Source organism: Sinomonas notoginsengisoli, assembly GCF_021554725.1.
Taxonomy (GTDB): domain Bacteria; phylum Actinomycetota; class Actinomycetes; order Actinomycetales; family Micrococcaceae; genus Sinomonas; species Sinomonas notoginsengisoli.
Window position 1 is genome coordinate 35,059 of record NZ_JAIZDP010000009.1, and the last position, 13,572, is coordinate 48,630.

At 70.4% G+C, this 13,572-nt stretch carries 12 protein-coding genes; 3 read left to right on the forward strand and 9 right to left on the reverse strand.

Going from position 1 to position 13,572, the window contains the following annotated elements; all coding sequences use genetic code 11:
- Positions 1 to 123: 123 nt before the first annotated feature.
- The 6 genes from LF262_RS13630 to LF262_RS13655 all read right to left on the reverse strand — a co-directional run bounded on the left by LF262_RS13630 (position 124) and on the right by LF262_RS13655 (position 7,081).
- Complete coding sequence (locus tag LF262_RS13630) at positions 124 to 1,506, reverse strand: sulfate adenylyltransferase subunit 1 (protein ID WP_235780945.1); 1,383 nt, start codon at positions 1,504 to 1,506, stop codon at positions 124 to 126.
- A complete protein-coding gene (gene cysD / locus LF262_RS13635; protein ID WP_235780946.1) occupies positions 1,506 to 2,450 on the reverse strand; it encodes a sulfate adenylyltransferase subunit CysD in 945 nt (314 codons plus the stop codon). Before cysD ends, LF262_RS13630 begins: the two co-directional genes overlap by 1 nt.
- Complete coding sequence (locus LF262_RS13640) at positions 2,447 to 3,181, reverse strand: phosphoadenylyl-sulfate reductase (RefSeq protein ID WP_235781004.1); 735 nt, start codon at positions 3,179 to 3,181, stop codon at positions 2,447 to 2,449. The genes cysD and LF262_RS13640 overlap by 4 nt, the downstream gene beginning before the upstream one ends.
- A gap of 11 nt (positions 3,182 to 3,192) precedes the next feature.
- Positions 3,193 to 4,941, reverse strand: a complete 1,749-nt coding sequence (locus LF262_RS13645) for a nitrite/sulfite reductase (RefSeq protein WP_235780947.1) — start codon at positions 4,939 to 4,941, stop codon at positions 3,193 to 3,195.
- Between the two features lie 159 nt (positions 4,942 to 5,100).
- Complete coding sequence (locus LF262_RS13650; protein WP_235780948.1) at positions 5,101 to 6,315, reverse strand: MFS transporter; 1,215 nt, start codon at positions 6,313 to 6,315, stop codon at positions 5,101 to 5,103.
- Between the two features lie 7 nt (positions 6,316 to 6,322).
- The gene (locus LF262_RS13655; RefSeq protein ID WP_235780949.1) at positions 6,323 to 7,081 is read right to left on the reverse strand and encodes a sirohydrochlorin chelatase; all 759 of its coding nucleotides are present in this window, start codon (positions 7,079 to 7,081) and stop codon (positions 6,323 to 6,325) included.
- 70 nt (positions 7,082 to 7,151) lie between these two features.
- Between LF262_RS13655 and LF262_RS13660 the strand changes: the two genes are divergently transcribed.
- Both LF262_RS13660 and LF262_RS13665 read left to right on the forward strand, forming a co-directional pair.
- Positions 7,152 to 7,589: an SMI1/KNR4 family protein gene (locus tag LF262_RS13660; RefSeq protein WP_235780950.1), complete on the forward strand. Its 438-nt coding sequence runs from the start codon at positions 7,152 to 7,154 to the stop codon at positions 7,587 to 7,589.
- A gap of 276 nt (positions 7,590 to 7,865) precedes the next feature.
- A complete protein-coding gene (locus LF262_RS13665) occupies positions 7,866 to 8,789 on the forward strand; it encodes a hypothetical protein (protein ID WP_235780951.1) in 924 nt (307 codons plus the stop codon).
- Between the two features lie 129 nt (positions 8,790 to 8,918).
- Here the strand turns inward: LF262_RS13665 and LF262_RS13670 are convergent, their stop codons facing one another.
- From LF262_RS13670 to LF262_RS13680, 3 genes are read right to left on the reverse strand one after another with little or no spacing between them, the layout of a single operon-like run.
- On the reverse strand, positions 8,919 to 10,022 hold the full coding sequence (locus LF262_RS13670) for a polyprenyl synthetase family protein (protein ID WP_235780952.1): 1,104 nt from the start codon (positions 10,020 to 10,022) through the stop codon (positions 8,919 to 8,921).
- A 10-nt stretch (positions 10,023 to 10,032) separates the two neighbouring features.
- Entirely contained in the window at positions 10,033 to 11,364 is a 1,332-nt protein-coding gene (locus tag LF262_RS13675; protein WP_235780953.1) for a geranylgeranyl reductase family protein, read from the reverse strand.
- Between the two features lie 8 nt (positions 11,365 to 11,372).
- Positions 11,373 to 12,155 carry a demethylmenaquinone methyltransferase gene (locus tag LF262_RS13680; protein ID WP_372462782.1) on the reverse strand — a complete coding sequence of 261 codons (783 nt, stop codon included), beginning with the start codon at positions 12,153 to 12,155 and terminating at the stop codon, positions 11,373 to 11,375.
- Between the two features lie 50 nt (positions 12,156 to 12,205).
- Between LF262_RS13680 and LF262_RS13685 the strand changes: the two genes are divergently transcribed.
- Positions 12,206 to 13,525: an isochorismate synthase gene (locus LF262_RS13685; RefSeq protein WP_235780954.1), complete on the forward strand. Its 1,320-nt coding sequence runs from the start codon at positions 12,206 to 12,208 to the stop codon at positions 13,523 to 13,525.
- Positions 13,526 to 13,572: the final 47 nt, after the last annotated feature.

The following is a 13,572-nucleotide window of genomic DNA, read 5'->3' on the forward strand; positions in this document are numbered from 1 at the left end:
CTCAGTCTAGGGACGCACGACGACGCGCGTCACCACTTGAGGCGAAGGCGCCGTCGAGCACGCCACATCCCACCCGGAGGTTCTCCCTCGCTCAACCACCGATGGTTGAGCGAAGTCGAAACCTCAGATCCAGTAGCGCTCGTCCTCGGTGTCGCCAGGGTGCTGGCGGACCATGCCAGCTGCGAGCGTGTTGCCGTCCTGCGGGTCGATGATGAGGAACGCCCCGGTGCGTCGGTGCGCGGCGTACGGCTCGAGCGGCAGCGGCGCGGCCAGGCGGATCTGGACCTCGCCGATGTCGTTGAGCTCAAGGCCGGATGCAGGTGCCACCTCGAAGGAATCGAGGTCCAGCTTCCCGGTCACCGCCCGCACGTGCCCGCGAACCGTGGAGGTCCCGTGCTTGACGAGCACCTTCGCGCCCTCGCGCAGCGGCTTCGACGACAGCCAGGCCAGCGACCCGTACAGGTCTGCCGTGCTCTCCGGCAGCGTGCTGGCGGCGGCAATCGTGTCGCCGCGGGCCACGTCGAACTCGTCCGCGAGGCGCAGCGCCACGGACAGCGGTGCGGCGGCCTCCTCAAGCGTCCGGCCCGCGACGTCGATCCCCACCACGGTCGTCTCGCGCGCGGGCTGGCCCGGGGTCACAACGGCGACCCGGTCGCCCACGCGCACCACGCCCTCGGTCACCTGGCCGGCGTAGGCGCGGTAGTCGCGGAACTCGGCCTCGTCCAGCCCCGGCGCGAGGGCGCCCTGCGGCCGGATCACGGTCTGCACGGGGAACCGGAATGCCTCGGCCTGTGCCCCGGCTTCGCCCGACAGCTCGTCCATGCTCGGCAGCGACTCGAGCAGCTCGATCAGCGTGGGCCCCGCGTACCAAGGCGTGCGATCGGACGGGTCCACGACGTTGTCCCCGTCGAGCGCGGACACCGGGACGGCCACCGCCTCCCGCAGGCCGAGCTCGGAAGCCAGCCGCGCGACGTCGTGCGCAATAGCTGTGAATACAGGCTCCGAGAAGTCCACGAGGTCGATCTTGTTCACCGCCACCACCACGTGCGGCACGCGGAGGAGCGCGGCGACGGAGAGGTGCCGCCGCGTCTGCTCGAGCACGCCCTTGCGCGCGTCGATGAGCAGCACCACAGCGTCCGCGGTCGAGGCGCCCGTGACCGTGTTCTTCGTGTACTGCACGTGGCCAGGGCAGTCGGCGAGGATGAACGTGCGGCGATCGGTCGCGAAGTAGCGGTACGCAACGTCGATCGTGATGCCCTGCTCGCGCTCGGCCCGCAGGCCGTCGGTGAGGAGCGCAAGGTCCAGGCCGCCGCGCTCGCCGCCGAAGCCGCGGTCGGCGGACGTGCGGGCCACCGCATCGAGCTGGTCAGCGAGGATCACCTTCGAGTCGTGCAGGAGGCGTCCCACGAGGGTGGACTTGCCGTCGTCAACCGAGCCCGCGGTCGCGAGTCGGAACAACGTTCCGGAAGGCACAGTCCCCTCAGCCAGCGTGGTCTCAGCAGTCATCAGAAGTACCCGTCCTTCTTGCGGTCTTCCATGGCCGCCTCGGAAATGCGGTCGTCCGCGCGGGTCGCCCCGCGCTCGGTCAGCGTCGACGCCGCCACCTCGCGCACCACGTCCGCCACGGTGAACGCATCGGAGAGCACGGCGCCGGTGCAGGACATGTCCCCCACCGTCCGGTAGCGCACCGTACGCACGACGACGTCCTCCCCCTCGCGCGGCCGGCTCACCTCACCGACGGCTCGCCACATGCCGTCGCGGACGAACACGTCGCGGTCATGGGCGTAGTAGATGGAGGGCAGCTCGATTCCCTCGCGCTCGATGTACCGCCAGATGTCCAGCTCGGTCCAGTTCGAGATGGGAAACGCACGCACGTGCTGGCCCACGGTGTGGCGCCCGTTGTAGAGGTTCCACAGCTCGGGGCGCTGGTTGCGTGGGTCCCACTGGCCGAACTCGTCGCGCAGGGACAGGATGCGCTCCTTGGCGCGGGCCTTGTCCTCGTCGCGGCGGCCGCCGCCGAACACGGCGTCGAACCTGTTCCGCTCGATCGCGTCCAGCAGCGGGACGGTCTGGAGCGGGTTGCGTGTGCCGTCGGCCCGCTCGGCGAGCTCACCGCGGTCGATGAACTCCTGCACCGAGCCGACCACGAGCCTGAGCCCGAGCCGCGCCACGGTGCGGTCGCGGAAGTCGAGCACCTCAGGGAAGTTGTGGCCCGTGTCCACGTGCAGGACGGGGAACGGGATGCGGCCGGGCCAGAAGGCCTTGGCCGCGAGGTGCAGCATGACCACGGAGTCCTTGCCGCCGGAGAACAGCATGGCGGGGCGCTCGAACTCCGCGACGACCTCGCGGATGATGTGGATCGACTCGGCCTCGAGGGCGTCGAGGAGGGGCAGGGCCGGAGCCGGCACGGCCGTGCTCGCTCCGGCTGTCTCTTCTACTTGGATGCTCATACGTGGAGTCCGCATTCTGTCTTGTCAGTGCCGGACCAGCGGCCGGCACGGGGATCTTCTCCTGGGGCAACGGGGCGCGTACAGGGCGCACAGCCGATCGAAGGGAACCCTTGGGCAAGGAGTGGATTGACGGGCAGGATGTTGTCCTCGGAGTACTGCATGAGTTGGTCGAAGGACCAGGCGGCGACGGGGTTCACCTTGACGAGGCCGTTCTTCTCGTCCCAGACCACGAGCGGCGTGTTGGTGCGGGTCGGTGCCTCGTCACGGCGCACGCCGGTGAACCAGAGCTCGTAGCCGGCAAGGGACCGGTGCAGCGGCTCGACCTTGCGCAGGGCGCAGCAGCGGCCCGGGTCGCGGGAGAAGAGGTCCTTACCCTCGGCCGCATCCTGCTCCGCGACGGTCTGCTGCGGGGTCACGTCGACGATCGTCACGCGCAGGTTCTCGGCTATTTCGTTCCGGGTCTGGTACGTCTCGGGGAAGTGGTAGCCCGTGTCGAGGAAGAGGACGTCCACGCCCGGCAGCTGGTCGGCAACCAAGGCGGGCAGGACGGCGTCGGCCATCGAACAGGCGACGGCCGCGGCCTCCACCGAGAAGTTCCTGGCCACCCAGCCGATCACCTCGCCGGCCGAAGCGTTCCAGCCGAGCTCCGCGGCGCCGGACTCGGCCAATGCCCTGAGCTCCTCGGCGGAGCGCTTCGCGGGCTTCGACTCAGCTCCACTCCGCTCAACCACTCTGGCATCCGTCACGTCAAGTCCTCCTCGTCCGCGGCATGCGCCCACTCGGCGAAGGTCTGCTCCTCGCCCACACGGTCGGCGAGGTACCGGCGGGTGACGCGCTCGACGTAGTCGGGCAGGTCCTCGACCGTGACCTTGAGGCCGCGCACGGTGCGGCCGGTGCCGGCCTCCTCGCGGGAGTCGGAGGCGAGACCGCCGCCCAAGTGGACCTGGAAGCCGGGGGTCTGGCCGCCGTCGCCGTCAGGCAGGAGCTGGCCCTTCAGCCCGATATCCGCCGTCTGGATGCGCGCGCACGAGTTGGGGCAGCCGTTGATGTGCAGGGTGAGGGGCCGCAGGAGGCGATTCGCGCCGTCGTCCGCGGTGCTCTCCGGGGTCTCCGGCCCAAACCGCTTCTCGAGCTCGTCGATCGCTGCCGAGGCGGTGTCCTTCGTGTCCACGATCGCGAGCTTGCAGAACTCGATGCCGGTGCAGGCGATGGTCGAGCGGCGCCACGGGCTCGGGTTGGCGTAGAGGCCCAGCTCCTCGAGGCCGGCCACGAGCGAGTCCACGCGGTCCGGCTCGACGTCCAGCACCACGATCTTCTGGTGTGGCGTGGTGCGCAGGCGCGCAGAGCCGTGGGCCTCGATGAGGTCTGCGAGCTTCAGCAGGGTCTCACCGGAGACGCGGCCCACGGTCGGTGTGGCGCCGACGTAGAAGCGGCCGTCCTTCTGGCGGTGCACGCCCACGTGGTCGCCCGGCGTCGTGGGCTTCTCGGCGGCCGGCCCGTCCGGGAGCGGGCTGTCGAGATACTCGGTCTCGAGGATGTGCCGGAACTTCTCGGCACCCCAGTCGGCCACGAGGTACTTGAGGCGGGCGCGGTTGCGCAAGCGCCGGTAGCCGTAGTCGCGGAAGATGCTGGTCACGCCGACCCATGCCTCCGCGGCCCGGGAGGGCTCCACGAAAGCGCCGAGCCGGACGGCGATGTGCGCCGAGGTCGAGAGGCCCCCGCCCACCCACAGGTCGTAGCCCGGGCCCAGCTCGGGGTGCACCACTGCGACGAGCGCGAAGTCGTTGATTTCGTGGACCACGTCCTGGGACGGGTGGCCCGTGATGGCCGTCTTGTACTTGCGCGGGAGGTTCGCGAAGCTGTCGTCGCCGATGTAGCGGTCCGCGATCTCGCGGATGGCCGGGGAGGGGTCGAGGATCTCGTCAGCGGCGATGCCGGCCACCGGGGAGCCGAGGATCACGCGCGGGACGTCGCCGCACGCCTCGGTGGTGCGCAGCCCCACGGATTCGAGCCGGCGCCAGATCTCGGGCACGTTCTCGATCTCCACCCAGTGCAGCTGGATGTTCTGGCGGTCCGTGATGTCCGCGGTACCGCGGGCGAAGTCGCGGGAGATGGCGCCGATCACGCGCAGCTGCTCGGTGGTGAGCGCGCCGCCATCGATCCGCACGCGCATCATGAAGTAGCGGTCCTCGAGCTCGTGCGGCTCGAGGGTCGCCGTCTTGCCCCCGTCGATCCCCGGCTTGCGCTGGGTGTAGAGGCCCCACCAGCGGAAGCGGCCGTGCAGGTCGGTCGGGTCGATCGAGTCAAAGCCGCCGGCCGCGTAGATCGTCTCGATCCGCTCGCGGACACTGAGGCCGCCGTCCTCCTGTTTCCAGACCTCATTGGAGTTGAGCGGCTCGGTGCCGTCCACCTTCCACTGCCCGTTGGGCTTGGAGGCGCGCGGCTTGGGGCTCTTGGCCTCCGTGCGGGGGCGGGTGGCAGTCTCCGTCATGCGTCCGAGGGTACGGACAGGGCCCAGCCCGCCTCTACGGCGCCGAAACGAGGGGTCACCGAGCGACGCATTTCGTCGCACTCGCCACCATCTGTGGCGGGTCCCTTGACTCCCACGCCCGCACCCACTTCGGCTAGGCCAAACGGAGGGTGGGGCGCGTCAGTGGCCGAAGGAGGTCCAGGGGTGGGTCGCGCCGTAGCGCCGGAGCCACAGCGCCAGCCCCACGCACACCAGATAGCCCGCGCCGACGGCCAGCCACCCGGCGCTGTACGCCCCGGTCGCGTCGGCCAGGACGCCCATGAGGAGCGGGCCGAGTGAGAACCCGGTGTACATTCCCGCGGCGAGGACACCCGAGGCAACGCCGATCCGGTCCGAGGGGACCACCACGAGGGTGGCCGCGTTCATGATCACGTTGGCGCCCAGCACGGTTGCCCCGTGCAGGGCCACGCCGATCCAGATGAGCCACGGCTGATGCAGGGTGCCCGCGCCGAGCAGGCACAGCACCCCCACCACGGCGCCGAGCGAGAGCGTGAACAGGAGCCCGGACGGCCGCGCCCCGCGGGCCATGCGCCGGCCCCACAGGATGCGCGAGGACACCCCGACGATGCCTGACACGCCAGCCGCCGCGCCTGCCAGCACGAGCGGGAAGTCCAGCTCGCGCACGGCGAACAGCGGCAGGTACACGTTGGTGGCCTGCATCCCGAGGCCCGAGAAGAACGCGAATCCGGCGAACAGCCACACCGAGAACGGAAGGGGACCGCCGGAGCCGTGGGCCGTGGCGGTGCGCCGGTTGGCGGGCTCGGCGGGGACCTGAGTGAACCCGTACGCGAGCAGGCCCAGCGCGATGACCGCAGCGAGCCCGAACGCGCCCTGCCAGCCCAGCCACAGCGCCACGGCCGGGAAGAACAGGCCCGAGAAGAGCTGGCTGGCCTGCACGCCGGACTGCTTGACGCCGATCCACCCGGGTCGCTTGTGCGTGGGCACACGGGTGACGATCACGCGGTTCGTGGTCGGATTCGAGATCGACTGGGCAGGCCCGGCGAGGATGACGGCGATCAGCAGCACCCAGAACGCGTTCGCGAGGGCGGCGACGACGAGCGCCACCACAGTGCCTCCGAAGATGAGCACGAGCTGGGTCCGCATCGTCGCTCGGTCGCTGAGCCGGCCGAGGGAGAAGCTGCTCACCGCCGCGGAGGCGAACACGGCACCGGCCAGAAGGCCGAACTGGGACTGGCTCATGTCCAGGCTCGCAATGATCAGCGGGCTCACAGCACTCAGCCCGTAATTGAGCAGCGGGCCTACGCCCATCGCCGCGGCAAGGACCACAAGGAGGCCGACGGGCGCCTTCTGCGGCACGGAGGCTTGACGGCTCACGCGCCGCTCACTTTTCCGGACCGGCGGTGCCGCCGGTGCCGGCCGACGCGATGGCCTCGTCAAACCGGTCCAGGACAATCTGGGCCATCACGGGCGCTGGCAGCAGCGGAGGCGTCACCGAATCGGCCCCGGCCTTCGCGAGCTGGTCGTGGAAGTAGCCCGGCGCGAGGAGGTAGGAGGCGATGACGACCCGCATGCCGTCGTCCGTCCGGGCCTGCCGCGGCTCCCCCGGCGCCCGGGCCTCCTCTGCGCGAAGATCCGCCACGGCCTCCGGCACGCTCGGCGATGTGCTCGCCCCATAGCCCGGCAGGACGCGATTCGGGATCCGGTGCCGGAGCATGTCGGCGAGGGCCTCGACGTCCCGGGCCGCCTGTGGGTTCGAGGAACCGGCGGCGGCGAGCACGACGGCGTCGTCCGCACCCAGCCCAGCCTCGCCAAGGCGCACCTCGAGGAGGTCGGCAAGCCGCTCGTCAGGCCCGAGAGGCCCCGCCGCAAGCGTCCCGGGCCGCGATGCGACTGCCCTTGCGATGTCCACCTTGACGTGGTAGCCCACGCTCAGCAGGAGGGGCACGACGACGGCGCGCGCCTGTGCGGGCAGGCCCGCCACCACGTCCGGAAGCTCGGGGCCATGCACGTCCACATACGCGTCGCGGACCTCCAGGTCCGGGCGGGCCCCGCGGACCTGGTCGATGAGGGTCAGAATCGCGGCCCGGCCCTCGCGATTGCCGGTCCCGTGGGCGCACGCAACGAGGATGTCTCGGGTCATGAGGCGAGCGTACCCGCCCGCCGTTCACGTCCCGGAAACCAGCACTCAGCCCGCGGTTAGGATGAATCCCATGAACGAGATGTTCCTGGAGAGGTTCCGCGCGCTTGTCCCCAAGTACCTCGAGGATCCGTGGCAGCCCGCGGACGGCATCTCGGGGGACGAGCTCGATGAGGCGCTCGAGGAGCATGCGTTCGCGATTCCCCAGGCGCTTCGAGAGTTCTACCTCGCCCTCGGCGGCTCCGAGCTCATGGAGGCCTACCACTACTTCTGGGACCCCGAGGAGCTCGAGGTCGACGAGGAGGGCTTCCTCATGTTCCTCGAGGACGAGGAGGAGCAGTTCACCTGGGGCATCCGCGCTGGCGACCTCCGCGTCCCCGACCCGATCGTGTACCGCAAGAACAACGCCCGCGGCGAGTGGGTGTCCGAGGACGGCACCTTCTCCGAGTTCACGTTCGACATGTTCGATTGGGTCTTCAGCGAGGACGACGCGGAAGACGAAGAGGGCTGAACCTTCCCTTGTGAAGTGATTTACCACTATCACTGGACTTTTGACACATCTGTCATATGCTGGTTTGTGGGTTCACTTTTCTAGCCTCCAGTGAATCCGGGTGCGAACGGAAAAGGGCCCTGGGAGTCAGCATTGGCCGACTCCCGGGGCCATCCGTTTACCCCCAAACGTTGAGGGGTCATGTCCCTACGTTGAGGGGTCATGTCCCTGAGCGAACGGCGAGCGGCCTGTGGATAACTCAATCCACAATCCCGCCAACGGTGCCACGATACGGGCATGACTACGCCCACTGCGCTCGAGATCATGCTCTCCTCACCATTCACCTCCGTCGAGGCCCGGCGGCATGGCCTGGACTACTTCGACCTCCTCCGACAGAACGTCAGGCACGCGAGCCGCGAACTCTATCTGCCCGGCGACGGCGAGCCAGCTCTCACAGATCGTGTCCGGGCGCATCTGGCACTGACCCCGGGCGCGTGGGCGTCACACAGAACCTCGACGGCCCTCCATGGGCTATGGCTCCCAGACTCGTCAAGTGACCAGTCAACGCTCCACCTCAGCAAGCCCGCCCATCTCCCGCGTGTCAGGCGGGATGGGGTGGTGGGGCACCGGGTCCGCGTCTTGCCCGGCGAGGTCGTGGAGCTTGGGTCCGGCATCCTCGCCAGTTCTCCGGCACGGAGCTGGCTCGAGATGGGCAACGAGCTGGGGCCCGTTGCCCTCGTTGCTCTCGGCGATCAGCTCATCCGCAGACCGCGGCCCAACTTCGAGGGGCGCAGCGAGCCCTACGCCACGAAGGAGTCGCTCGCGAAGATGCTCCGCGACCACTACAAGATGAAGGGGGTAGCGAAATGCCGCGCGGCTCTGGCCGACATGCGGGTCGGCGCCGATTCCATCCCCGAAACCCTGCTACGCCTGTGCCTGCTGGCCTATGGCTTCCCCGAGCCCGAACTGCAGATCGTCCTGAGGCCCAACGACGCGTTCTCCTTCAGCACAGACATGGGCTATCGGAACCTCAAGATCGCCATCCAGTACGACGGCGAGCATCACCTCACCGACGACCAGCGCCGACGCGATGCTCGGCGCGATGCGGCATTCCGTGCCGCGGGGTGGGTGGTGATCATCGTGACAGCGGACGACCGCAACGACGACTTCGCCCGTGTCCGCTCCCAGTTGCGCGCGCTCTTCACCGCCCGCGCAGCGTAGACGACCAGGTGGCGCAGGATTATGACCCCTCAACTTAGGGACATGACCCCTCAGCCTAGGGACATGACCCCTCAACGGGAGAAGGGCAGGAGAAGGTCGGAAGGTCGGAAGGGCGGAAGGGCGGGGGTGCTAGGCCTGGCGTTCCACCACTGCGTCCGCGAAGGCGGAGAGCGAGTCCTTGACCACGCCCTCGGGCAGAGGGCGAAGGGCGGACTTGGCGGCGTCGGCCCACTCCCGCGCCACAGCCCATGACTGCTCCGTCACGGGGTGCGCGGCGATGGCCTCGACGGCGGCCGCCAGCGCGTCGTCGCCCGCGAGGTCCGCGTCCACGAGGGCGAGGGCGCGCTGGGCGGAGGCGTCGCCCTCGGCCGCGGCCCGCCGCAGCAGCAGGACGGGCAGGGTCGGGACGCCCTCGCGAAGGTCGGTCCCGGCGATCTTGCCGGAGGTGACCTTGCCGCCTGTGACGTCGATGACGTCGTCGGCGAGCTGGAAGGCAACGCCGACCTTCTCGCCGTAGTCCACGAGGACCTCCTCGTACTCGGTGGGAGCTCCGGAGAAGATCACGCCGAACTGGCCGGACGCGGCGATGAGCGAGCCGGTCTTGTCGGACAGCACGGAGATGTAGTGCTCGAGCGGGTCCTCGCCCTCCCGGGGGCCCACGGTCTCGTGCAGCTGGCCGAGGCACAGTCGCTCGAACGTGCGCGCCTGGATGGACAGGGCACGGCCGCCGAGGTCGGAGACGAGGATCGAGGCACGGGCAAAGATGAGGTCCCCGGCAAGGATCGCCACGGTGTTGCCCCACACCTCGTGCGCTGTCGGGGCGCCGCGTCGGTACGGCGCGGAGTCCATGACGTCGTCGTGGTACAGCGTCGCGAGGTGCGTGAGCTCGACGACGGCGGCAGCCTGGAGCACCTCGGCACGCTCGGAGTCGCCCAGGTGCGCAGCGAGGATGGTCAGCAGCGGGCGGATGCGCTTGCCGCCGGCCTCCATGAGGTGCCGACTCGTGGCGTCCGCGAGCGGGTCAGAGTTGGAGATGGCCTCGCGCAGTACCTTTTCGACACGTGCCATGCTCGTGGTGATCGCAGGCCCCAGCTCGGCGTCCCCCGCGATCGCCGCGAATCCCGCCGGCAGCTGCATGCCGACGGCGATCGCGGTAGTAGTGGGAGGCGGCTCGGCGGACTCGGGGCGACCGTGCCCCGCGTGCGTCCAGCGGCTGTCTGCAGATTCAGTCACGGGGTCAAGCCTAGCTTTCGTGGGACGCTGCCCGCGCAGTGCGGGGTGGGACGGTGTTGGAAGTCGCCGGCACGAATGCCTCGAGGACTCGGATCGCCGCATCGGGGAGGGTGGTGCCGGGCCGGTCGGTGAGGTTCGCGAGGAGCCGGACCACGAAGCGCATGAGCGGCGGGACCGGCATGCCGGTGGCGAGCGCGGCCCGCATCACGGCCGGGTGACCGATCAGCGAGGCGAACGCGCGCCCGAGCGTGAAGTGGCTGCCCCACTCGCGCCGTACCCGGTCCGCGTACTGGCGGAGGCGACGGTCGACGTCGGCCTCCTCCGGCCGCGCCCGGCCCGCCGCGCGTTGGGCTGCTGATGCGTCCACGAGGGATTGGGCCGCGAACCGGGCGGACTCCATCGCGTAGGAGATGCCCTCACCGTTGAACGGGCTGACCATGCCGCCGGCATCGCCGAGGAGGGCCATCCCGGGCACCACGTGCGGGGTGCGGTTGAAGCCCATCGGCAGGGCCGCGCCCCGGATGGGCCCGACCTGGTTGGCCTGGGTGAAGCCCCAGTCCCCCGGCATGGCGGCGGTCCATTCGCGCAGCACCTGGCGGTAGTCGAGCTTGCCGAATTCCCTGGAGGAGTTCAGGATGCCCAGGCCCACGTTGCAGGTGCCGTCCCCGACCCCGAAGACCCAGCCGTAGCCGGGGAGCGGCCGGCCGTCGGCACCGGGGAGCTCGAGCCAGCCCTCCATCCAGTCGTCCTCGTGGCGAGGACTCTCGAAGTACGTGCGGTAGGCCACACCGAGCGGGCGGTCGTCGCGTTTCGCCAGGCCGTGGGACACCGCCGCCCGGGTCGAGTTGCCGTCGGCGGCCAGAACCACGTCGGCGCGGAACTCGCGCGTCTCGCCGGTCCTCTTCCCCTCCCCGTCGAGGAGGTGCGCGCGGGCACCCACCACGCGGCCGGCGTCGTCCGTCAGGACGTCGCTGACCGAGTGCCCCTCGAGGATCTGGGCCCCGGCGGCACGGGCGTGCTCTGCCAGTGCCTCGTCGAAGCCGAGGCGTGTGCGCACCAGACCGTAGTCCGGGAAGCCCTCGAGGTCCGGCCAGGGCAGCTCGAGCCGATGGCCGCCGGCGATAAGGCGCAGGCCGCGGTTGCGCCGCCAGCCGTCCTCGACGGCGTGCGGGAGGCCGAGGAGCTGGATCTCGCGGACCGCGCGGGGTGTGAGCCCGTCGCCGCACACCTTCTCGCGCGGGAAGCGCGTCTTCTCGAGCACGGTGACAGGCACGCCGGCGCGGGCCAGGTAGTGCGCTGCAGTCGAGCCGGCGGGACCGGCCCCGATGACGAGGACTTCCATGGGTGCCGTCAGTGCGCGGCGGAGCGGCGGGCGCGGCGGACCTTCGTGAGCGGCACGGCCGCTGGCGCCGTGGCCGCCGCGGGCTTGTGGGCCCGATGCACGGCGACGATGCCGCCGGAGAGGTTCCGGTAGGTCACGTCCGTCCAGCCGGCTTGGGTGAGCCACGCGGCGAGGTTGTCCTGGTCCGGCCACGCCCGGATCGACTCGGCGAGGTACACGTAGGCATCCGGGTTCGAGGACGCCCGGCGGGCCACCTCCGGGAGGGCACGCATGAGGTACTCGATGTACATGGTGCGCCAGAGCGGGTTGGTGGGCGTGGAGAACTCGGCGATCACGAGCCGGCCGCCCGGCTTGGTCACGCGCAGCATCTCCGCCAGGGCCTTGCGGGGCTCGTTGACGTTGCGCAGGCCGAAGCTGATCGTGACGGCATCGAAGGAGTTCTCCGCAAACGGCAGGCTGGTCGCGTCCCCGGCGATGAAGTCGATGTCCGGGCGCCGGCGCTTGCCCACGCGGAGCATGCCGAGCGAGAAGTCGCAGGCCACGACGTCCACTCCGGCATCCGCATACGGCTCGGAGGAGGTGCCCGTCCCCGCGGCGAGGTCGAGGACGCGCTGGCCCGGGTCCGCGTCGACCGCCTCGAGGACCACCTTCCGCCACCGGCGGGTCTGGCCGAGCGAGAGGAGGTCGTTCATCACGTCGTACCGAGGGGCCACCTCGTCGAACATGGTGGCGACCTCGTCGGGCCGCTTCTCGAGGGATGCCCTGCTGCCTGCGTTGTTCACCCGCACCATTCTGCCAAACTTCTCGGCGGCGCCCCGTCCTTGAGTACTCTTGATCCATCATGAAGCACCCCTTGCGCGCCCTCACGGTCGATCTGGGCACCACCGACCTCCCAGCGCTCCTGAGCGATCCCGACGCGCAATGCTGGATCCGCCGCGGTGAGGGCCAGGTCGGCTTCGGCGAGGCGGCGCGGTTCTCCGTCACCGGTCCGGAACGGTTCATCGAGGCCGAGGCGTGGTGGAAGCAGACCGTCCTCGAGGCCCAGATCCGTGACGACGTTCAGCATGCCGGGACCGGGCTTCTCGCCTTCGGCAGCTTCGCGTTCTCCAAGACCTCCCCATGCCCCTCGCGGCTCGTCGTGCCCGAACTGACCGTCGGCCTCCGGGACGGGCGCGCCTGGGCCACGCTGGTGACCGGCAGCGAGCCGTCCAAGGCCGAGGTGAGGGGCGCCGTCGTGCGCGCCCTCGCAGGAGAGCGGAAGCGCACGACGGCGGCGGTCGGCTCGGCGGGCAGCCTCGCCTCGGGCGGCGCGGGCCTCGCCGGGCCCGTGACCCTCGGACCGGGTGCGCTGGGGGAACAGACCTGGATGGACGCGGTGTCCGCGGGGGTGGCGCACATCGCTGCCGGGGAGCTCGAAAAGCTCGTGCTCGCGCGGGACATCGTGGTCGAGAAGGGCGCGGGGATCGCGCGCAACGAGGTGCTGCGGTGGCTCGCGGCCGCCTACCGGGACACGTGGGTCTACGGCGTGGACGGGCTGGTGGGCGCCACCCCTGAGATGCTCATCCAGGTCGCGGGGCGCACGGCCCAGGCGAGGGTGCTCGCGGGGACGCTGGACCGGCGCGAGGCGAACGGCAAGGGCCTCGACTACGCCGAGCGGGTGCTCGCCGGGTCGCCGAAGCAGCGGCACGAGCACGAGATCGCGATCCAGTCGCTCACCACAGCCCTCGAGCCGTTCTCGGAGGCCATGAACTCCCATGCCGAGCCGTTCATCCTCGAGCTGCCCAACGTCTTCCACCTGGCCTCGGATGTGAAGGCGGAGCTCGCCGACGTCGAGGGGCACGTGCCGACCTCGCTGGCGCTCATCAACGCCCTGCACCCGACGGCGGCTGTGTGCGGCACCCCGACCGAGGTGGCGGGCGCCCTGATCCGTGAGCTCGAGGCCATGGACCGCGGACCGTACGCGGGGCCGGTGGGGTGGCTCGACGCTGCGGGGAACGGCGAGTGGGGCATCGCGCTGCGCGGCGGGGTGATCGAGTCGCCTACTGCCATGCGGCTCTACGCGGGGTGCGGGATCGTCGAGGCGTCGGACCCTGCGGCGGAGCTGGCCGAGACGTGGGCCAAGTTCCGCCCGATGCTCGAGGCGCTCGGCGTCGAGCGCTAGGGCGAGCCGGCGGGCCGCATTCGCCACGCCAGGGACCCCGCAACGGC